The 18,500-nt window shown below is 66.5% G+C and carries 26 protein-coding genes; 1 reads left to right on the forward strand and 25 read right to left on the reverse strand.

Features of this window, described 5'->3' with window-relative positions:
- Positions 1–81: 81 nt before the first annotated feature.
- The 4 genes from glmM to ACIBB8_RS12110 all read right to left on the reverse strand — a co-directional run bounded on the left by glmM (position 82) and on the right by ACIBB8_RS12110 (position 4,531).
- Positions 82–1,440 carry a phosphoglucosamine mutase gene (gene glmM, locus ACIBB8_RS12095; protein WP_398951096.1) on the reverse strand — a complete coding sequence of 453 codons (1,359 nt, stop codon included), beginning with the start codon at positions 1,438–1,440 and terminating at the stop codon, positions 82–84.
- Between the two features lie 219 nt (positions 1,441–1,659).
- The gene (gene rpsI / locus ACIBB8_RS12100) at positions 1,660–2,187 is read right to left on the reverse strand and encodes a 30S ribosomal protein S9 (RefSeq protein WP_358861585.1); all 528 of its coding nucleotides are present in this window, start codon (positions 2,185–2,187) and stop codon (positions 1,660–1,662) included.
- A 44-nt stretch (positions 2,188–2,231) separates the two neighbouring features.
- Positions 2,232–2,675: a 50S ribosomal protein L13 gene (rplM, locus tag ACIBB8_RS12105; protein ID WP_018960214.1), complete on the reverse strand. Its 444-nt coding sequence runs from the start codon at positions 2,673–2,675 to the stop codon at positions 2,232–2,234.
- A gap of 227 nt (positions 2,676–2,902) precedes the next feature.
- A complete protein-coding gene (locus ACIBB8_RS12110; RefSeq protein WP_398951204.1) occupies positions 2,903–4,531 on the reverse strand; it encodes an ABC-F family ATP-binding cassette domain-containing protein in 1,629 nt (542 codons plus the stop codon).
- Between the two features lie 224 nt (positions 4,532–4,755).
- Between ACIBB8_RS12110 and ACIBB8_RS12115 the strand changes: the two genes are divergently transcribed.
- A complete protein-coding gene (locus ACIBB8_RS12115) occupies positions 4,756–5,610 on the forward strand; it encodes a hypothetical protein (protein ID WP_398951099.1) in 855 nt (284 codons plus the stop codon).
- Between the two features lie 220 nt (positions 5,611–5,830).
- Here the strand turns inward: ACIBB8_RS12115 and truA are convergent, their stop codons facing one another.
- The 21 genes from truA to rplN form a co-directional block, all read right to left on the reverse strand.
- Positions 5,831–6,685: a tRNA pseudouridine(38-40) synthase TruA gene (gene truA, locus ACIBB8_RS12120; RefSeq protein ID WP_398951101.1), complete on the reverse strand. Its 855-nt coding sequence runs from the start codon at positions 6,683–6,685 to the stop codon at positions 5,831–5,833.
- An 87-nt stretch (positions 6,686–6,772) separates the two neighbouring features.
- A complete protein-coding gene (gene rplQ, locus ACIBB8_RS12125) occupies positions 6,773–7,273 on the reverse strand; it encodes a 50S ribosomal protein L17 (protein WP_398951103.1) in 501 nt (166 codons plus the stop codon).
- 296 nt (positions 7,274–7,569) lie between these two features.
- On the reverse strand, positions 7,570–8,592 hold the full coding sequence (locus ACIBB8_RS12130) for a DNA-directed RNA polymerase subunit alpha (protein ID WP_024755423.1): 1,023 nt from the start codon (positions 8,590–8,592) through the stop codon (positions 7,570–7,572).
- 109 nt (positions 8,593–8,701) lie between these two features.
- On the reverse strand, positions 8,702–9,328 hold the full coding sequence (rpsD, locus tag ACIBB8_RS12135; protein WP_358856908.1) for a 30S ribosomal protein S4: 627 nt from the start codon (positions 9,326–9,328) through the stop codon (positions 8,702–8,704).
- Between the two features lie 29 nt (positions 9,329–9,357).
- A complete protein-coding gene (rpsK, locus tag ACIBB8_RS12140) occupies positions 9,358–9,762 on the reverse strand; it encodes a 30S ribosomal protein S11 (RefSeq protein ID WP_003956432.1) in 405 nt (134 codons plus the stop codon).
- Positions 9,763–9,867: 105 nt separating this feature from the next.
- Positions 9,868–10,248 carry a 30S ribosomal protein S13 gene (gene rpsM / locus ACIBB8_RS12145; RefSeq protein ID WP_018519286.1) on the reverse strand — a complete coding sequence of 127 codons (381 nt, stop codon included), beginning with the start codon at positions 10,246–10,248 and terminating at the stop codon, positions 9,868–9,870.
- A 198-nt stretch (positions 10,249–10,446) separates the two neighbouring features.
- Positions 10,447–10,560, reverse strand: coding sequence for a 50S ribosomal protein L36 (rpmJ, locus tag ACIBB8_RS12150; RefSeq protein WP_003956441.1), 114 nt, complete (start codon positions 10,558–10,560; stop codon positions 10,447–10,449).
- A gap of 60 nt (positions 10,561–10,620) precedes the next feature.
- A complete protein-coding gene (gene infA / locus ACIBB8_RS12155) occupies positions 10,621–10,842 on the reverse strand; it encodes a translation initiation factor IF-1 (RefSeq protein WP_003956442.1) in 222 nt (73 codons plus the stop codon).
- A 180-nt stretch (positions 10,843–11,022) separates the two neighbouring features.
- Positions 11,023–11,859, reverse strand: coding sequence for a type I methionyl aminopeptidase (gene map / locus ACIBB8_RS12160; protein ID WP_358856907.1), 837 nt, complete (start codon positions 11,857–11,859; stop codon positions 11,023–11,025).
- Between the two features lie 123 nt (positions 11,860–11,982).
- On the reverse strand, positions 11,983–12,642 hold the full coding sequence (locus ACIBB8_RS12165) for an adenylate kinase (protein ID WP_398951107.1): 660 nt from the start codon (positions 12,640–12,642) through the stop codon (positions 11,983–11,985).
- The gene (gene secY, locus ACIBB8_RS12170; protein WP_398951109.1) at positions 12,642–13,961 is read right to left on the reverse strand and encodes a preprotein translocase subunit SecY; all 1,320 of its coding nucleotides are present in this window, start codon (positions 13,959–13,961) and stop codon (positions 12,642–12,644) included. The genes ACIBB8_RS12165 and secY overlap by 1 nt, the downstream gene beginning before the upstream one ends.
- 223 nt (positions 13,962–14,184) lie before the next feature.
- Positions 14,185–14,640, reverse strand: a complete 456-nt coding sequence (rplO, locus tag ACIBB8_RS12175) for a 50S ribosomal protein L15 (protein ID WP_037688017.1) — start codon at positions 14,638–14,640, stop codon at positions 14,185–14,187.
- A 1-nt stretch (position 14,641) separates the two neighbouring features.
- Complete coding sequence (rpmD, locus tag ACIBB8_RS12180) at positions 14,642–14,824, reverse strand: 50S ribosomal protein L30 (RefSeq protein ID WP_030914154.1); 183 nt, start codon at positions 14,822–14,824, stop codon at positions 14,642–14,644.
- Positions 14,824–15,429, reverse strand: a complete 606-nt coding sequence (gene rpsE, locus ACIBB8_RS12185) for a 30S ribosomal protein S5 (RefSeq protein ID WP_072485533.1) — start codon at positions 15,427–15,429, stop codon at positions 14,824–14,826. Before rpsE ends, rpmD begins: the two co-directional genes overlap by 1 nt.
- A 47-nt stretch (positions 15,430–15,476) precedes the next feature.
- Entirely contained in the window at positions 15,477–15,860 is a 384-nt protein-coding gene (rplR, locus tag ACIBB8_RS12190; protein WP_030914149.1) for a 50S ribosomal protein L18, read from the reverse strand.
- Between the two features lie 2 nt (positions 15,861–15,862).
- A complete protein-coding gene (gene rplF, locus ACIBB8_RS12195; RefSeq protein ID WP_398951112.1) occupies positions 15,863–16,402 on the reverse strand; it encodes a 50S ribosomal protein L6 in 540 nt (179 codons plus the stop codon).
- Positions 16,403–16,423: 21 nt separating this feature from the next.
- Positions 16,424–16,822 carry a 30S ribosomal protein S8 gene (gene rpsH, locus ACIBB8_RS12200; RefSeq protein ID WP_005313538.1) on the reverse strand — a complete coding sequence of 133 codons (399 nt, stop codon included), beginning with the start codon at positions 16,820–16,822 and terminating at the stop codon, positions 16,424–16,426.
- A gap of 224 nt (positions 16,823–17,046) precedes the next feature.
- Positions 17,047–17,232, reverse strand: coding sequence for a type Z 30S ribosomal protein S14 (locus ACIBB8_RS12205; protein ID WP_003948630.1), 186 nt, complete (start codon positions 17,230–17,232; stop codon positions 17,047–17,049).
- A gap of 2 nt (positions 17,233–17,234) precedes the next feature.
- Entirely contained in the window at positions 17,235–17,792 is a 558-nt protein-coding gene (gene rplE / locus ACIBB8_RS12210) for a 50S ribosomal protein L5 (protein ID WP_037688009.1), read from the reverse strand.
- Entirely contained in the window at positions 17,792–18,115 is a 324-nt protein-coding gene (gene rplX, locus ACIBB8_RS12215; protein WP_003966949.1) for a 50S ribosomal protein L24, read from the reverse strand. The genes rplE and rplX overlap by 1 nt, the downstream gene beginning before the upstream one ends.
- Before the next feature lie 2 nt (positions 18,116–18,117).
- Positions 18,118–18,486 carry a 50S ribosomal protein L14 gene (rplN, locus tag ACIBB8_RS12220; RefSeq protein ID WP_003966950.1) on the reverse strand — a complete coding sequence of 123 codons (369 nt, stop codon included), beginning with the start codon at positions 18,484–18,486 and terminating at the stop codon, positions 18,118–18,120.
- Positions 18,487–18,500 lie beyond the last annotated feature (14 nt).

An 18,500-nucleotide genomic window follows, 5' to 3' on the forward strand; every position in this document is an offset into this window, starting at 1 on the left:
CACGACACCGCCCGGCGCCCCTCCAAGAGGAACACCGGGCGGCACCTCACCCTCGTACGGCGAAACCTCGCACGGCGAAGGTCACCCCAGGGCTGACTTCACCACGTCGGCCAGCCGCCCGGCCACCGCCCGTGCCTGCTCGATGTCGGCCGCCTCGACCATGACCCGCACCAGCGGCTCGGTGCCCGACTGGCGCAGCAGTACGCGCCCGGTGTCGCCCAGCTCGCGCTCGGCCTCCTCGACCGCGGCAGCCAGCTCCGGGGAGGTGCCGACCCGGGACTTGTCGACGTCCCGGACATTGACCAGGATCTGCGGGAGCCGCTGCATGACACCGGCCAGGTCGGCGAGCGTACGGCCGGTGGCGACGACCCGGGCCGCCAGCATCAGGCCGGTCAGTGTGCCGTCACCGGTCGTGGCGTGGTCGAGGACGATGACATGGCCGGACTGCTCGCCGCCCAGCGCGTAGCCCTCCGCCTTCATCGACTCCAGGACGTATCGGTCACCGACGGCGGTCTGGACGAGGTGGATGCCCTCCCGCTCCATGGCCATCTTGAAGCCGAGGTTGGACATGACCGTGCCGACCACGGTGTCCTTGCGCAGCTGCCCGGCCTCGCGCATGGCGAGGGCCAGCACGGCCAGGATCTGGTCGCCGTCGACCTCCTCGCCCGAGGCGTCCACGGCGAGGCAGCGGTCGGCGTCGCCGTCGTGCGCGATGCCGAAGTCCGCGCCGTGCTCGACGACGGCGGTCTTCAGCAGCTCCAGGTGGGTGGAGCCGCAACCGTCGTTGATGTTCAGGCCGTTCGGATCGGCCCCGATGGTGATGACCTCGGCGCCGGCCCGGGCGAATGCCTCGGGCGAGACCCGGGCGGCCGCGCCGTGCGCCTCGTCGAGGACGACCTTCAGCCCGTCGAGCCGGTTCGGCAGGACCGCGACGAGGTGGGCCACGTACCGGTCGAAGCCCTCGGTGTAATCCGTGACCCGTCCCACACCGGCACCGGTCGGACGCGCCCACGGCTCACCGGTGCGGTGCTGCTCGTAGAGCGTCTCGATCCGGTCCTCCAGCTCGTCGGCGAGCTTGTGACCACCACGGGCGAAGAACTTGACACCGTTGTCCGGCATGGCGTTGTGGCTGGCGGAGAGCATCACGCCGAGGTCGGCGCCCAGCGCGCCGGTGAGGTACGCCACCGCCGGGGTGGGCAGCACACCGACGCGCAGGACGTCCACACCCGCGCTCGCCAGACCGGCCACCACAGCGGCCTCCAGGAACTCTCCGGACGCGCGGGGGTCACGGCCCACCACCGCGGTCGGCCGATGCCCCTCAAGGGTGCCCGTCTCGGCGAGCACATGCGCCGCAGCGACCGACAGACCGAGCGCGAGCTCAGCCGTCAGGTCCGCATTGGCAACGCCGCGCACACCGTCGGTGCCGAAGAGTCGTCCCACTGGTTTCCTCCGAAGATGCTCCGAAACCGAACTGCGAAAACAAAACACGTCATGACAGGCATGACCCAGACCGACGCAAGGCAACAAAGAGCCATGCCAAGCATGGCGGGCCTATGAACGTCTGATGCCGTTATACGCCTGTGGGTGCCAATAAACGAACGCCCCGGTGGCACAGGGAGTGCCTCCGGGGCGAACGTGTACAGCAGGTGAGCAGGCGGATTAGCGCTTGCTGTACTGCGGGGCCTTACGGGCCTTCTTGAGACCGGCCTTCTTGCGCTCGACCGCACGGTCGTCGCGGGAGAGGAAGCCGGCCTTCTTCAGCGGGGCGCGGTTGTTGTCCACGTCCGCCTCGTTCAGCGCACGGGCGACACCGAGGCGCAGGGCACCGGCCTGACCCGAGACGCCGCCACCCGCGATGCGGGCGATGACGTCGTAGCGGTTGTCGAGCTCGAGCACCTTGAAGGGCTCGTTGACTTCCTGCTGGTGCACCTTGTTGGGGAAGTAGTCCTCAAGGGTGCGACCGTTGATCTTCCACTTGCCGGTGCCCGGAACGATCCGGACGCGGGCAATGGCGTTCTTGCGACGGCCAAGGCCGGCGGCAGGCTGCGGCTCGCCGAAGCGGGACGCCAGCGACTCGCTGGTGTACTCGCCCTCGACGGGAACCTCCGATTCGAAGGTGGTCACCTCGGCGTAGACCTCTTCGCCCTCGGTGCCCTCGATGGGGTTCTCAACAGTGGTCTCGGCCACGATTCTCCTCAGATCTTTCTTTACGTCTTAGGGGGAGGCCGGAACTACTGCGCGACCTGGGTGATCTCGAACGGGACCGGCTGCTGCGCAGCGTGCGGGTGCTGGTCGCCCGCGTAGACCTTGAGCTTCGAGAGCATCTGACGGCCCAGGGTGTTCTTGGGGATCATGCCCTTGATGGCCTTCTCGACGGCCTTCTCCGGGTTCTTGGAGAGGAGCTCGTCGTAACGCACGGAGCGCAGACCACCCGGGAACCCGGAGTGGCGGTACGCCATCTTCTGGGTCTTCTTGTTGCCGGACAGGTGAACCTTGTCGGCGTTGATGATGATGACGAAGTCGCCCATGTCCATGTGGGGGGCGTAAATCGCCTTGTGCTTGCCTCGGAGGAGGTTCGCAGCCGTGGTGGCCAGACGACCCAGGACGATGTCCTGCGCGTCAATGATGTGCCACTGGCGCGTCACATCGCCGGGCTTGGGGCTGTACGTACGCACTTCGTAGCCTTCGCTTCTTCAGTGGATGAGGTCCAGACACATGGCACCCCTGAAGCGATCATGCAGCTGGGGCTCACAATGCCGGGAACGCTGCCCGTATGCGAGCCACTGGTAACTGCTCCAGAGAACCTACGTAAGGGCTCTTCGCGTGAGAACGACGAAGCCGATACGTATAACAACCCCCGACAGTACCCGCCCCGCCCGGGACGGGTCAAAACGCGCCGGCCCTACCGCTCCCGCTCCACCCGACGCTCGTCCCACACCGGCTCCGCCGTCTCCCGCACCACCCCGTCCGACCCGAACACCAGGTACCGGTCGAAGGACTTCGCGAACCACCGGTCATGCGTGACGGTCATCACCGTCCCGTCGTACGCCTCGAGCCCGTCCTGCAGCGCCTCCGCCGACTCCAGGTCCAGGTTGTCCGTCGGCTCGTCCAGCAGCAGCGCCGTGGTTCCCGCCAGCTCCAGCAGCAGGATCTGGAACCGTGCCTGCTGCCCGCCGGACAGCTTCTCGAAGGGCTGGTCGCCCTGCCGCTCCAGTTCGTACCGGCGCAGTACGGACATCGCCCCGCCCCGGTCCTTCGCGTGCTCCGTCCACAGGATCTCGACGAGCGTGTGCCCCATCAGCTCCGGATGGGCGTGCGTCTGCGCGAAATGCCCGGGCACGACCCGCGCACCGAGCTTCCACTCCCCCGTGTGCGCGACCGGTTCCCCGGCCAGCAGCCGCAGGAAGTGCGACTTGCCCGAGCCGTTCGAGCCGAGGACGGCCACCCGTTCCCCGTAGTAGATCTCCAGGTCGAACGGCTTCATCAGCCCGGTCAGCTCCAGCCCCTTGCAGGTCACCGCCCGCACCCCGGTCCGGCCACCGCGCAGCCGCATCTTGATGTCCTGCTCGCGCGGCGGCTCCGGCGGGGGCCCGGCCTCCTCGAACTTCCGCAGCCGGGTCTGCGCCGCCTGGTAACGCGAGGCCAGCTCGTGGCTGATGGACGCCGCCTGCCGAAGGCTGAGCACCAGCTTCTTCAGCTGGGCGTGCTTCTCGTCCCAGCGTCGCTTCAGCTCCTCGAACCGGGCGAACCGGTCCTTGCGGGCCTCGTGGTACGTGTCGAAACCGCCACCGTGCACCCACACGTCGCTGCCCGCCGGACCGGGCTCCACGCTGACGATCTTCTCCGCGGCCCGGGACAGCAGCTCCCGGTCGTGCGAGACGAAGAGGACCGTCTTGCGGGTCTCCTTGAGCTTCCCCTCCAGCCACCGCTTGCCGGGCACGTCGAGATAGTTGTCCGGCTCGTCGAGCAGCAGCACCTCGTCGGGCCCGCGCAGCAGCGCTTCGAGCACCAGCCGCTTCTGCTCACCACCACTGAGCGTGCGGACCTCGCGCCACTGCGCCTTCTCGTACGGGACGCCGAGCGCGGCCATGGTGCACATGTCCCAGACGGTCTCGGCCTCGTACCCACGGGCCTCCGCCCAGTCGCTGAGGGCCTGCGCGTACGTCATCTGCGCGGCCTCGTCGTCGACGGTGAGGATCAGCTCCTCGGCCTTGTCGACGGCCTGCGCCGCCTCCCGGATACGCGGCTGGGCGACGGAGACAAGGAGGTCCCGGACCGTACGGTCGTCCCGCACCGAGCCCACGAACTGCGGCATCACGCCGAGCCCGCCGCTCACCGACACCGTGCCGCCATGCGGCTGGATCTCCCCGGACAGCAGCCGCAGCAGCGTCGTCTTCCCGGCGCCGTTCGCCCCCACGAGGGCGACGACGGCCCCGTCCGCGACCCGGAACGAAGCATCGCCGAGCAGCACCCGCCCGTCCGGTAGGTAGTACTCGAGATGGCCTGCTTCAAGATGTCCCATGCACAGCATTGTCACGGCCCGCGAAGCCCCGCCCCAACCGATTTACGCCTCCTCTGGTGCCGTGCCCGGCCATGTCTGCCCCATGAGGAGCGTCGTCCAGTGCGTGCGATCGCAAGGCGGCCGGACGTCCTGGTAGCTCCGCTACAAGGACTTTCGGCCAACGCTGCGAGCGGGCGTACCGAGCAGCGCGACGAGGCAAAAACCTGCCGGGAGGGGGCACTAGGATTCGCCGCATGAGCTTTGGGCAAGGGGGGCCCTCCTGGGGGCCCGGAGGCAATCACACTCCGGACTGGGCAGCGCTGGCCGATGAATCCGCCGCGCGGAACCGTCGCAAGAAATGGCTGATGATCGGCGGCGGCGCCCTTGCCACCGCCGCGACAGCGGCGATCGTCGCCACAGCCGTCATCTCGACCAACAACAACGGCGGCTCCACCGGCTCGGACAAGAACGCGAGCCAGTTGCCGGGACCCGCCGATCTGCCGACCGGCTCGGCGGAGCCCGAGCCGTCCTTCTCCACGGTGGCGCCTCCGCCCCCGCCGGACCCGAAGGACTACATATCCGATGTGAAGAAGGACAGGGCGCCGATCTCCATCGACTCCTTCTACCCCGGCAGGAAGCTGACGATGGGCGACCGCGTCTACGCCAAGGGCGCCACGCACCGCACGACGAACTGCGCCGCGACCACCCAGGGCGCCCTCGGCTCGATCCTCACGAACAACGGCTGCGACCAGGTCATCCGCGCCACGTACAGCAAGGCGGGGGTCGCCGTCACCGTCGGCGTCGCGGTCTTCGAGACGGAGGCACAGGCCAAGAAGGCGGCGCAGCAGGCGTCCGGCGGTCTGGCGTCGCTGAGCGGCGCGGGCGTGCCGACGTTCTGCCGCGGCGGTTCCATCTGCCGCCGCACCGCCAACTCGTACGGCCGCTACGCCTACTTCACCGTCGGGGGCTTCACCAACGGCAAGAACGTCACCACGGCCGACAAGAATGTCTTCGCGGTCGGCGACGACCTGACGGACTTCACGTTCCGTCAGATCCGCCACCGCGGCGAGGTCCAGGCCTCGGCGGCGGCGACCGCGGCCACCAACTGACACGGCCGCAGGAGTCGGCGGCGGCCGCCGCGGGCTTCGCCGACCAGTCCCAACCCATCAGGACAGCCGGCACCCCCATCGGCCGCGCCCCGGCCTCGCTCTGACGCGTTGCCGCACCGGAACGTCACCGACAGGGCCGAGGCACGGCGGCGACGCGCGCATCAAAGAGGTCCGGAGGCAGCGGACGGCACCGCCCCTCAGCAGCGGACGGCACCGCCCCTCAGCAGCAGCCGCCCCCCGGCAGCGTCCGCATGTTGCGTGCCGCCTTGTTGCGCGCGGCGAGCAACTCGTCGGCCGGGTAGGCGACTTCCTCCAGCGTCAGTCCGTGCGGCCGCACCACGTGCACCCCCGGGTCCCGCACCCCCGCCGCCAGCACCTGGGCCGGCCACGGGTCGGGGCGGCGCCCGTCCCCCACGAACAGCATGGCGCCGACCAGCGCGCGCACCATGTTGTGGCAGAAGGCATCGGCCTGCACGGCCCCCGTGATGACTCCGGACGCCTCGTCCCGTACCCAACTCAGCTTCTGCAGCGTACGGATGGTCGTCGCGCCCTCGCGCTTCCTGCAGTACGCGGCGAAATCGTGCTCCCCGACCATCCTGGCCGCAGCCGCGTTCATCGCGTCCACGTCCAACGGCCGGTCGTGCCAGAGCACATGCCCGCGAGTCAGGGGATCCGCGCCGCCGGGCCGGTCCGAGATCCGGTACGCATACCGCCGCCACAGCGCCGAGAAACGCGCGTTGAACCCCGCCGGAGCCTCGGCCACCCGCCAGATCCGTACATCGGGGGCCATCCGGCCGGCCATCCGACGCAGCAGCAGCGCACCGTGCTCGGCCCACACCTCGTCCGGCAGATCGACGTGCGCGACCTGACCGCGGGCATGTACCCCGGCATCGGTGCGCCCGGCGACCGTCAGGTCGTACGTCCGCTCGGACCGCGTCACGGTACGCAGCGCGTCCTCGATCTCCCCCTGCACCGTGCGCCGCGCCGTCTGCTTCGCCCAGCCGGAGAAGTCCTTGCCGTCGTACGCCAGGTCCAGCCGCACCCGTACGAAACCGGGCTCTACTTCGTCACTCACCCAACGATCCTCTCAAGCCTGAACGTACGGAACGGGCCCGCACCGCCCCGAAGGGTGATGCGGGCCCGTCCAGTGGTCTCAGAACGCTCAGGCGTCCTTGGACTCCGCGTCGGCCTCGGCCGGCTTGGTGTCCTCGACGACCTCGGCGGACTCGTCCTTCTTGAGGGAGTCCTCCTTGACCGCACGCTTCGTCGCGGCCTCGGCCTCACCGGTGGCCTGCTGCGCCACGGTCAGCGCCTCGACCAGCTCGATGACGGCCATCGGGGCGTTGTCGCCACGACGGTTGCCGATCTTGGTGATGCGCGTGTAACCACCGGGGCGGTTCTCGTAGCGCGGGGCGATCTCGGTGAAGAGCGTGTGCACGATGCTCTTGTCCGTGATCGTCTGCAGAACGAGGCGACGGTTGTGGATGTCGCCCTTCTTCGCCTTGGTGATCAGACGCTCGGCGACCGGACGCAGGCGGCGGGCCTTGGCCTCGGTCGTCGTGATGCGGCCGTGCTCAAACAGCGACTTCGCGAGGTTCGCGAGAAGCAGACGCTCGTGCGCGGCGCTGCCGCCCAGACGGGCACCCTTTGCGGGACGCGGCATGGTGTTTCTCCTTGTGTGCTGCACCGGCCGTATCAGGTACCGGTGTCAGTTCCCGTGAAGCGGCCGCCTCACGGAAGATCATGGGCCATCCGGACACCGACCAGGCCGATGAGATCAGTCATCGGCCAAAATCAAGCCCGTCCGGCGATTGAGGACAAAGCCCTCACCTCAGGCCCGAAAAATCAAGCCCATCGAGGGGGTCCCCCCATGCCCTTGAGGCTATGGGGGGATTGAGGACAAAATCCTCGCCCCGGTCCGGGGCGCCCGAAAAACCAGGCACCCCAGCCGGAGGCGTCCTAGTACTGCTCGGTCTCGACGAAGCCCGCGTCCGCGTCGTCGTCGGCGCCGAAGGCGTCGGCGGCAGCGGTCGGGTCGAATCCGGGCGGGCTGTCCTTGAGCGCCAGGCCCATACCGGCCAGCTTCGCCTTGACCTCGTCGATCGACTTCGCACCGAAGTTGCGGATGTCGAGCAGGTCAGCCTCCGAGCGCGCCACGAGCTCACCCACGGAGTGGATGCCCTCACGCTTGAGGCAGTTGTACGAGCGGACCGTGAGCTCCAGCTCCTCGATCGGCAGCGCCAGATCGGCAGCGAGCGCGGCGTCCGTCGGCGACGGGCCCATGTCGATGCCCTCGGCGTCGATGTTGAGCTCGCGGGCCAGACCGAACAGCTCGACCAGGGTCTTACCGGCCGACGCCATGGCGTCACGCGGACGCATGGCCTGCTTGGTCTCGACGTCGACGATCAGCTTGTCGAAGTCGGTGCGCTGCTCGACACGGGTCGCCTCGACCTTGTACGTGACCTTGAGCACGGGCGAGTAGATGGAGTCGACCGGGATACGGCCGATCTCCTGGCCCGCCTGCTTGTTCTGGACGGCGGAGACGTAGCCGCGACCGCGCTCGACGGTCAGCTCCATCTCCAGCTTGCCCTTGCCGTTCAGGGTGGCGAGGACCAGGTCCGGGTTGTGGACCTCGACACCGGCCGGCGGGGCGATGTCAGCAGCGGTCACCAGGCCGGGGCCCTGCTTGCGCAGGTACATCACGACCGGCTCGTCGTGCTCCGAGGAGACGACCAGCTGCTTGATGTTGAGGATGAGGTCGGTGACGTCCTCCTTGACACCCGGCACGGTGGTGAACTCGTGCAGGACACCGTCGATCCGGATGCTGGTGACAGCAGCGCCGGGGATCGAGGAGAGGAGCGTGCGGCGGAGAGAGTTACCGAGGGTGTAGCCGAAGCCCGGCTCCAGCGGCTCGATCACGAACCGGGAGCGGAACTCGTCGACGACCTCTTCGGTCAGCGACGGACGCTGAGCGATAAGCATGCTGTGGTCCTTCAGTCGTGGGCGCCCACTATTTGACGCCCCCAGATACTGACAAGGGTACGGGCGGCACGACCCGAAAGAGCCGTACCGCCCGGACCCGCGAGCTCTCCTACTTGGAGTAGAGCTCGACGATCAGCTGCTCCTGCACCTGGGTGTCGATCACCTGGCGCTCGGGCAGGGAGTGCACGAGGATCCGCAGCGTCGACGGCACGGCTTCGAGCCATGCCGGGACGGTGCGCTCGCCGGCCTCGGCCTGGGCCACCTGGAAGGGGGTCAGGGCCTTGGACTTCTGGCGGACCTCGATGACGTCGTTCACGGCGACGCGGGCCGACGGAATGTCGGTCTTCGTGCCGTTCACAGCAATGTGTCCGTGACGCACCAGCTGACGGGCATGGTCGCGGGACTTGGCAAAGCCGGCCCGGTAGACCACGTTGTCGAGGCGGGTCTCAAGGATGCGCAGAAGGTTCTCACCGGTCTTGCCGGTCTTCTGGTTCGCTTCCTTGTAGTAGTTCACGAACTGCTTCTCAAGGACACCGTAGATCCGCGAGCACTTCTGCTTCTCACGAAGCTGAAGAAGGTACTCGCTGTCCTTGGTGCGCCCGCGTCCGTGCTCACCCGGGGGGTAAGGACGGATCTCGATCGGGCACTTCGCGCTCTCGCACTTGCTGCCCTTAAGGAACAGCTTCTGCTTCTCCCGACGGCAACGCTTGCAGTCGGCCCCGGTGTATCGCGCCATTTTCCAGTTGTCTCCGTTGCTTCAGTGCGTCAGACGCGACGGCGCTTGGGCGGCCGGCATCCGTTGTGCGGAGTGGGGGTGACGTCCTGGATCGAACCGACCTCGAGGCCAGTGGCCTGGAGGGAGCGGATCGCGGTCTCGCGGCCGGAGCCGGGACCCTTGACGAAAACGTCAACCTTGCGCATGCCGTGCTCCTGCGCGCGGCGGGCGGCCGACTCGGCGGCCATCTGCGCGGCGAAGGGGGTGGACTTGCGCGAGCCCTTGAAGCCGACGTGGCCGGCGGAGGCCCAGGAGATCACGTTGCCCGAGGGGTCCGTGATCGAAACGATCGTGTTGTTGAACGTGCTCTTGATGTGCGCGTGGCCGTGAGCAACGTTCTTCTTTTCCTTGCGACGCACCTTCTTGGCTGCGCCCTGACGTCCCTTGGGGGGCATGTCTTTACTCCAGATGGAGAGGGGAGGTGATCGGTCCTACAGCGAAGACCGCTGGATGCTGCAACGGCCCGGGGATCCGGACTGCCGCAGTGCGTCCGCTGAGGACTACTTCTTGCCCGGCTTCTTCTTACCGGCGATCGCGCGACGCGGACCCTTGCGGGTACGAGCGTTCGTGCTGGTGCGCTGGCCGTGGACCGGCAGGCCGCGGCGGTGACGCAGACCCTGGTAGCAGCCGATCTCGACCTTGCGGCGGATGTCGGCCTGAATCTCGCGACGGAGGTCACCCTCGGTGCGGAGGTTGGCGTCCACGTACTCGCGGATCTTGACCAGGTCCTCTTCGGCCAGGTCGCGAACGCGCGTGTTCGGGTTCACACCCGTGGTGGCGAGGATCTCCTTGGACCGGGTGCGCCCGATACCGAAGACGTAGGTGAGGGCAACCTCCACGCGCTTTTCGCGCGGGATGTCAACACCTGAAACGCGTGCCATTGAATGGCTCCAGTTGTTATGTCGGGGGTCTTCCGCAATGCCACTCCCGGCCGCCGACCGCTCCCGAAAGGGAAGCGGTGGTACGTCCGGGTCCCCGGCCCCCGCCGGAGGTGTCGTCAGCCGAAGCTTGGACGGGCACTGCGTATGTACGTATTACGTGCGTCGCGCGAAGTGCTGCGAGATGCAGGGGGTCGTGCGTCAGCCCTGGCGCTGCTTGTGGCGCAGGTTGTCGCAGATGACCATGACCCGACCGTGACGGCGGATCACCTTGCACTTGTCGCAGATCTTCTTGACGCTCGGCTTGACCTTCATGGGATGTCAGGTTCTCCGGGTCAGTGCCACCGCCCCGCCGCAGCAGGGGGTGGGCAAGATCTACTTGTATCGGTAGACGATCCGGCCACGCGTCAGGTCGTACGGAGAGAGCTCCACCACGACCCGGTCATCCGGGAGGATACGGATGTAGTGCATCCGCATCTTGCCGCTGATGTGCGCGAGGACCTTGTGACCGTTCTGGAGTTCCACCTTGAACATGGCGTTCGGGAGGGACTCGATCACGGTGCCCTCAATTTCGATGGCACCTTGCTTCTTGGCCACGCTTCGCCTTTCGAATCGGCTACCTTGATCAACTCTCCGCTCCGTATGCGGACACACGGATGCACAAGAGCCGACGAGTCAGTCTACGTCAGCGGACCCCAAAAGACGAATCCGTCAAGTTTGCCCACCGGAGGAGATCCTTAGACCCGCCCGGGGGCGCGTTCTCATCGGGTGGGGCCGTTAGCCCAGCGGGTCCGGCGCGGCCTGGATCCCGTACTCCGCCAGCTTCGCGCGGCCGCAGTCGGGGGCCGTCAGGACCAGGGGGCCCTGCTCGGTCAGGGCGATCGAGTGCTCCCAGTGCGAGGACCAGGTGCCGTCGGTCGTGATGACCGTCCAGTTGTCCTCGAGCACCTCGGTCCGCGGCGTACCGAGCGAGACCATCGGCTCGATGGCCAGGCAGACACCGGGAACCAGCTTGATGCCCTTGCCGCGCTTGCGTGCAACGTAGTTCAGCAGGTGCGGGTCCATGTGCATCTCGGTACCGATGCCGTGGCCGCCGTAGTCCTCGATGATCCCGTACTTGCCGGTGGCCGGACGCGGCTGGCGGCGGATGTAGGACTCGATCGCCTTCGAGATGTCGACGAGACGGTTGTTCACCTTCATCGCCGCGATCCCGGCCCACATGGACTCCTCGGTCACCCGGGACAGCTCGATGAGCTCCGGAGCGTGACCGGTGCCGACGAACGCCGTGTACGCCGCGTCGCCGTGCCAGCCGTCCACGATCGCGCCGGCGTCGATGGAGATGATGTCGCCGTCCTTGAGGACGGTCTTCTCGTCCGGGATTCCGTGCACGACGACCTCGTTGACCGAGGCGCAGATGGTCGCGGGGAACCCGCCGTACCCGAGGAAGTTCGACTTCGCACCGTGGTCGGCGATCACCTTGCGTGCAACCTGGTCCAGGTCGTGAGTGGTGGCGCCGGGCACCGCCGCCTCGCGGGTGGCGGCGTGAATGGCAGCGACCACCAGCCCCGCCTCACGCATCTTCGCGATCTGCTCGGGGGTCTTGATCTGCACCATTGCGCGGCGCCTCTCTGCATCGAACGGGAACGGGTGTGCGGCGTACTCCACGATACGGCGCAAACAGTCGGCCGCGGCGCCCAAGGACGCCGCGGCCGTCTGTACAGGTGTTACAGGTGTTCGTCAGTCCTCGCGGACCTTCTTGAGGGCTTCCATCGACCGCTTGGTCACGTCCTCGACCTTGCCGAGCGCCGAGATCGTCACCACCAGGCCCTGGGCCCGGTAGTAGTCGATGATCGGCTCGGTCTGGGTGTGGTAGACCTCGAGCCGGGTCCGGACCGTGTCCTCGGTGTCGTCGTCGCGCTGGTACAGCTCGCCGCCGCAGGTGTCGCAGACACCCTCGGTCTTCGGCGGGTTGTACGTCACGTGGAAGACGTGCGCGCTGTCGTTGCGGCAGATACGCCGGCCCGCGATGCGCTTGACGACCTCGTCCTCGGGGACCTCCAGGTCGAGAACCGCGTCCAGCGTCACGCCCTCGCTCTTGAGCATCTCGTCGAGCGCCTCGGCCTGGCCCACGTTGCGCGGGAAGCCGTCGAGCAGGAAGCCGTTCACGGCGTCCGGCTGGGACATGCGGTCCTTGGCCATCGCAATGGTGACCTCGTCCGGCACCAGCTGGCCCGCGTCCATGTAGGCGCGGGCCCGCTTGCCAAGGTCAGTGCCCTGGCTGATGTTGGCGCGGAAGAGATCGCCCGTGGAGATGTGCGGAATCGACAGGTTCTTGGCAAGGTACGCAGCCTGCGTTCCCTTGCCGGCACCGGGCGGCCCGACGAGGACGATTCGCATCAGCGGAGGAACCCTTCGTAATTGCGCTGCTGGAGCTGACTCTCAATCTGCTTCACGGTCTCCAGACCCACACCCACGATGATGAGGATGCTCGTCCCGCCGAACGGGAAGTTCTGGTTAGCGCCACCGAAGCCTGCCAACGCCATCGTCGGCACGAGAGCGATCAGACCCAGGTACAGCGAGCCCGGCCAAGTGATCCTGTTGAGCACGTAGCTCAGGTACTCGGCAGTAGGTCGACCAGCCCGGATACCCGGGATGAACCCACCATACTTCTTCATGTTGTCGGCGACTTCCTCGGGGTTGAACGAAATCGCCACATAGAAGAAGGCGAAGAAGACGATCAGCAGGAAGTACGTCGTGATGTAGTACGGGTGGTCGCCCTTGACGAAGTTGTCCTTGATCCATGTGGCCCAGCCCGCAGTGGAGTTGGAGAACTGGACGATCAGGGCCGGAATGTAGAGCAGCGAAGAAGCGAAGATGACGGGAATCACACCCGCCTGATTCACCTTCAGCGGGATGTACGTGGACGTACCGCCGTACGACCTGCGGCCGATCATGCGCTTCGCGTACTGCACCGGGATCCGGCGCTGGGCCTGCTCGACGAAGACCACGAGGGCCACCATGACGAAGCCGACCAGGATGACGGTGCCGAACTCGATCCAGCCGTCCGCCAGCTTGCCGCTCTGCTTGATGGCCCACAGGGAGCCGGGGAAGCTGGCAGCGATCGAGATGAACATCAGGATCGACATGCCGTTGCCGATGCCGCGGTCGGTGATGAGCTCACCGAGCCACATGACGGCAGCGGTGCCCGCGGTCATGGTGATCACCATGACGACGGTCGTGAAGATCGAGTGGTTCGGAACGATCTGGTCGGCGACCGGGCAGCCGCTGAACAGCGCGCCGCTGGTGGCGGTGGCCACCAGCCCGGTGCCCTGGAGGATGGCGAGCGCGACGGTCAGATAACGCGTGTACTGCGTGATCTTGGCCTGGCCGGACTGCCCCTCCTTCTTGAGCGCCTCGAGTCGGGGAATGACCACGGTCAGCAGCTGAAGGATGATGCTGGCCGTGATGTACGGCATGATGCCGAGCGCGAAGATCGTGATCTGCAGCAGTGCACCACCGCTGAACATGTTCACCAGGCCGAAGAGGCTGTTGTTGCCCTTGCTTGCCTGGTCAACACAGGTCTGGACGTTCTCGTAGCTCACTCCCGGTACCGGGATGTGCGCCCCGAGCCGGTAGAGCACGATGATGCCGAGCGTGAAGAGCAGCTTCTTGCGCAGGTCGGGCGTCTTGAACGCCCGGGCGAACGCGGTGAGCACGGTGCCTCCTGCGACCCCCGCGCAGAGCGAGAGGTGACGGTCTTGAGGATCGACAAATACGAAAGAGTCAAAGATTCCCGGGCATGCGCCCAGGGGTTACCACAGCAACAATGCACGCCACCTTACCGGCGACCATGCCCACCTAGGAACGACCAACCGGGGATGCCCCAAATAAGAGGCATCCCCGGTCGGATGTTCAAGCCATCGAGTTGTCCGAGTTGTCTCAGACGAGCTCAGTGACGGTGCCGCCGGCGGCGGCAATCTTCTCCTTGGCGGAGCCGGAGACGGCGTCAACCGAAACCTGCAGCGCCACGGAGATCTCGCCCTGTCCGAGGACCTTGACGAGGTGGTTGTTGCGCACCGCACCCTTGGCGACCAGGTCGGCCACGGTGACCTCTCCACCCTCGGGGTAGAGCGTCGCGAGCTTGTCCAGGTTCACGACCTGGTACTCGGTGCGGAACGGGTTCTTGAAGCCCTTGAGCTTCGGGAGACGCATGTGGAGGGGCATCTGGCCACCCTCGAAGCGCTCCGGAACCTGGTAGCGGGCCTTCGTGCCCTTGGTGCCACGACCAGCGGTCTTACCCTTGGACGCCTCACCACGACCCACACGGGTCTTGGCGGTCTTGGCGCCCGGGGCAGGCCGGAGGTCGTGGGCCTTCAGCGGGTTGTTCTCCGCCATGTCAGTCGACCTCCTCAACCGTCACGAGGTGGCGGACGGTGTGAGCCATGCCGCGGAACTCGGGACGGTCCTCCTTGACAACCACGTCGTTCAGGCGCTTGAGCCCGAGCGAACGCAGGGTGTCGCGGTGGTTCTGCTTGCTGCCGATGTACGACTTCGTCTGCGTGATCTTGAGGCGAGCCATTACGCACCCGCTCCCGCACGTGCACGAAGCAGAGCCGCGGGGGCGACGTCCTCGAGCGGCAGACCACGGCGAGCCGCGATCTCCTCGGGACGCTGCAGGCCCTTGAGGGCCTCCACGGTCGCGTGCACGATGTTGATCGCGTTGTCGGAGCCGAGCGACTTCGACAGGATGTCGTGAACGCCGGCGCACTCCAGAACGGCGCGCACCGGGCCACCGGCGATAACACCGGTACCGGGGGAAGCAGGCTTCAGCAGGACGACGCCCGCAGCCTTCTCGCCCTGGATCGGGTGAGGAATGGTGCCCTGGATACGCGGAACCTTGAAGAAGTTCTTCTTGGCTTCTTCCACGCCCTTGGCAATGGCCGCGGGAACTTCCTTGGCCTTGCCGTAACCGACACCGACGGTGCCGTCACCATCGCCCACCACGACCAGCGCGGTGAAGCTGAAGCGACGACCACCCTTCACAACCTTGGCGACGCGGTTGATCGCGACAACGCGCTCAACGTACGCGGTCTTCTCGGCGGCAGCTGCGCCGCCGTCACGGCCCTTCCGGTCCCGCCGCTCGCCGCCACCGGCACCGCTTCCGCGGCGCTGGGGTCCAGCCATTGGATTTACCTCTCTCTGTTACGTCCGCTGTGCGTAGGAACCGGGGCTTAGAACTTCAGCCCGGCTTCACGGGCGGCGTCAGCCAGAGCGGCAATCCGCCCGGCGTACTGGTTACCACCGCGGTCAAACACGACGGCCTCGACGCCTGCGGCCTTGGCACGCTCAGCGACCAGGGCGCCGACCTGCTTGGCCTGGGCGCTCTTGTCACCCTCGCCACCACGGATGGACACGTCCAGGGTCGACGCCGACGCGAGCGTGTGGCCCGCGATGTCGTCGATGACCTGGGCGACCATGTGGCGGTTGGAACGCGTCACGACCAAGCGCGGACGCTCCGGCGAACCGGAGATGTGCTTGCGGACGCGGATGTGGCGACGCTTGAGGGCGGCACGCTTGTACGCGTCGCCCTTGGCGATCTTTACGCCGTATGCCATGGCTACTTACCAGCCTTTCCGACCTTGCGGCGGATGACCTCGCCGGCGTACTTGACGCCCTTGGCCTTGTACGGGTCAGGCTTCCGCAGCTTGCGGATCTTGGCCGCGGTCTCGCCGACCTTCTGCTTGTCGATGCCCTCGACACTGAACTTCGTGGGGGACTCCACCTTGAAGGTGATGCCCTCCGGGGCCTCGATCAGGATCGGGTGGCTGTAGCCCAGGGCGAACTCCAGGTTGGAGCCCTTCGCCTGGACGCGGTAACCGACACCACTGATCTCGAGCGCCTTGATGTATCCCTGGGTCACACCGGTGATCATGTTCGCCACCAGCGTGCGGGACAGGCCGTGAAGGGCCTTGTTCTGACGCTCGTCGTTCGGGCGGACGACGTTCAGGACGCCGTCCTCACCCTTGGTGACCTCGATCGGCGCGGCAACGGTGTGCGTGAGGGTGCCCTTGGGGCCCTTCACCGCGACCGTACGGCCATCGATGGTGACGTCCACACCGGCGGGAACCTGGATGGGGAGCTTGCCGATTCGCGACATGAGCTATTCCTCCGTTCCCGACTACCAGACGTAGGCGAGGACTTCCCCACCTACGCCCTTCTTCTGCGCCTGCTGGCCGGTCAGGAGACCGTGGGACGTGGAGATGATCGCCACGCCCAGGCCGCCGAGGACCTTCGGCAGGTTGGTGGACTTTGCGTATACACGCAGACCCGGCTTCGAGATTCGCTTGATGCCAGCGATCGAGCGCTCGCGGTTCGGGCCGAACTTCAGCTCGAGGACGAGGTTCTTGCCGACCTCGGCGTCCTCGACCTTCCAGCCGGTGATGAAGCCCTCCTGCTGGAGGATCTCCGCGATGTGCGACTTGATCTTGCTGTGCGGCATCACGACGGAGTCGTGGTATGCCGAGTTCGCGTTACGCAGACGCGTGAGCATGTCTGCGATGGGATCAGTCATGGTCATGAATTGGCCTTCGGCCTCTCTCGCCGGGGTTTCCTGTATGCGCCATCCCTCTCCCCACTCAGTGGCGGGACGGGTGCGGTGCGGGGACCTACGGCGTAGTAAGTCGGTCCAGGGCGGCAGGCGCCCAACCCTTCAAGCTTACGGCATGAAGAGCCGGGCTCCTGCCGACCAGATGCTTACCGAGAGCTTCCGGGTAGTTCCAACGCCCAAAGGGCGAAGGAGATTTACCAGGAACTCTTGGTCACGCCCGGCAGCTCGCCACGGTGAGCCATCTCACGAAGGCACACACGGCACAGGCCGAACTTGCGGTAGACGGAGTGGGGCCGGCCGCAGCGCTGGCAGCGGGTGTACCCGCGAACGCCGAACTTCGGCTTACGGGCGGCCTTAGCGATCAGAGCCTTCTTCGCCACGGTCAGTTCTCCTTGAACGGGAAGCCGAGGTGACGAAGGAGGGCACGACCCTCGTCGTCATTGGTCGCCGTGGTGACCACGGTGATGTCCATGCCCCGGACCCGGTCGATCTTGTCCTGGTCGATCTCGTGGAACATGACCTGCTCCGTGAGACCGAAGGTGTAGTTGCCACGGCCGTCGAACTGCTTCGGCGACAGGCCACGGAAGTCACGGATACGCGGCAGCGCGAGCGACAGCGTACGGTCCAGGAACTCCCACATCCGGTCACCGCGGAGGGTGACGTGGCAGCCGATCGGCTGACCCTCGCGCAGCTTGAACTGCGCGATGGACTTGCGGGCCTTGGTGACAGCCGGCTTCTGGCCCGTGATCGTGGTGAGGTCGCGCACGGCGCCATCGATCAGCTTGGAGTCGCGGGCGGCGTCGCCCACACCCATGTTGACCACGATCTTGACCAGGCCGGGGATCTGCATGACGTTCTCGTACGAGAACTCCTCACGCAGCTTGCCGGCGATTTCCTCGCGGTAGCGCGTCTTGAGACGCGGCGCAGTGGTGGCAGTCATCAGATGTCCTCACCGGTCCGCTTGGCAACGCGGATCTTGTTGCCCTCGTCGTCAAAGCGGTAGCCGACGCGGGTGACGACCTTGTTGCCGTCCTTCTCCACAACCAGCTGAACGTTGCTGACGTGAATCGGGGCCTCGGTGGTGACGATGCCGCCGGTCTGCGAACCGCGAGCCGTCTGACCGGCCTTGGTGTGCTTCTTGACCCGGTTGACACCCTCGACGAGGACGCGGTCCTGAGCGGGGTAGGCCACGATGACCTTGCCCTGCTTGCCCTTGTCCTTACCGGTGATGACCTGAACCAGGTCGCCCTTCTTGATCTTCATGCTTACAGCACCTCCGGCGCGAGCGAGATGATCTTCATGAACTTCTTCTCGCGCAGCTCACGGCCCACCGGGCCGAAGATACGGGTGCCGCGGGGGTCGCCGTCGTTCTTCAGAATGACGGCGGCGTTCTCGTCGAAGCGGATGTACGAGCCATCCTGACGACGACGCTCCTTGACGGTGCGAACGATGACGGCCTTGACGACGTCACCCTTCTTCACGTTGCCACCGGGGATCGCGTCCTTGACGGTGGCGACGATGACGTCACCGATGCCCGCGTAGCGGCGACCCGAACCACCGAGAACACGGATGGTGAGGATTTCCTTCGCACCCGTGTTGTCGGCGACGCGAAGTCGCGACTCCTGCTGGATCACGTCTATCTCCTGAT

Origin of the sequence: Streptomyces sp. NPDC051286, assembly GCF_044455345.1 — a bacterium.
Classification (GTDB): Bacteria; Actinomycetota; Actinomycetes; order Streptomycetales; family Streptomycetaceae; genus Streptomyces.

What these genes read in the sequence shown, in the direction of transcription:
- ACIBB8_RS12110 (WP_398951204.1), bottom strand. Translation starts at nt 4,531, where the DNA reads ATGCTGTGCATGGGACATCTTGAAGCAGGCCATCTCGAGTACTACCTA.
- ACIBB8_RS12115 (WP_398951099.1), top strand. Translation starts at nt 4,756, where the DNA reads ATGAGCTTTGGGCAAGGGGGGCCCTCCTGGGGGCCCGGAGGCAATCAC.
- rplQ (WP_398951103.1), bottom strand. Translation starts at nt 7,273, where the DNA reads ATGCCGCGTCCCGCAAAGGGTGCCCGTCTGGGCGGCAGCGCCGCGCAC.
- ACIBB8_RS12130 (WP_024755423.1), bottom strand. Translation starts at nt 8,592, where the DNA reads ATGCTTATCGCTCAGCGTCCGTCGCTGACCGAAGAGGTCGTCGACGAG.
- rpsD (WP_358856908.1), bottom strand. Translation starts at nt 9,328, where the DNA reads ATGGCGCGATACACCGGGGCCGACTGCAAGCGTTGCCGTCGGGAGAAG.
- rpsK (WP_003956432.1), bottom strand. Translation starts at nt 9,762, where the DNA reads ATGCCCCCCAAGGGACGTCAGGGCGCAGCCAAGAAGGTGCGTCGCAAG.
- rpsM (WP_018519286.1), bottom strand. Translation starts at nt 10,248, where the DNA reads ATGGCACGCGTTTCAGGTGTTGACATCCCGCGCGAAAAGCGCGTGGAG.
- rpmJ (WP_003956441.1), bottom strand. Translation starts at nt 10,560, where the DNA reads ATGAAGGTCAAGCCGAGCGTCAAGAAGATCTGCGACAAGTGCAAGGTG.
- map (WP_358856907.1), bottom strand. Translation starts at nt 11,859, where the DNA reads ATGGTGCAGATCAAGACCCCCGAGCAGATCGCGAAGATGCGTGAGGCG.
- ACIBB8_RS12165 (WP_398951107.1), bottom strand. Translation starts at nt 12,642, where the DNA reads ATGCGAATCGTCCTCGTCGGGCCGCCCGGTGCCGGCAAGGGAACGCAG.
- rplO (WP_037688017.1), bottom strand. Translation starts at nt 14,640, where the DNA reads ATGGCGGAGAACAACCCGCTGAAGGCCCACGACCTCCGGCCTGCCCCG.
- rpmD (WP_030914154.1), bottom strand. Translation starts at nt 14,824, where the DNA reads ATGGCTCGCCTCAAGATCACGCAGACGAAGTCGTACATCGGCAGCAAG.
- rpsE (WP_072485533.1), bottom strand. Translation starts at nt 15,429, where the DNA reads ATGGCTGGACCCCAGCGCCGCGGAAGCGGTGCCGGTGGCGGCGAGCGG.
- rplR (WP_030914149.1), bottom strand. Translation starts at nt 15,860, where the DNA reads ATGGCATACGGCGTAAAGATCGCCAAGGGCGACGCGTACAAGCGTGCC.
- rplF (WP_398951112.1), bottom strand. Translation starts at nt 16,402, where the DNA reads ATGTCGCGAATCGGCAAGCTCCCCATCCAGGTTCCCGCCGGTGTGGAC.
- rpsH (WP_005313538.1), bottom strand. Translation starts at nt 16,822, where the DNA reads ATGACCATGACTGATCCCATCGCAGACATGCTCACGCGTCTGCGTAAC.
- rplE (WP_037688009.1), bottom strand. Translation starts at nt 17,792, where the DNA reads ATGACTGCCACCACTGCGCCGCGTCTCAAGACGCGCTACCGCGAGGAA.
- rplX (WP_003966949.1), bottom strand. Translation starts at nt 18,115, where the DNA reads ATGAAGATCAAGAAGGGCGACCTGGTTCAGGTCATCACCGGTAAGGAC.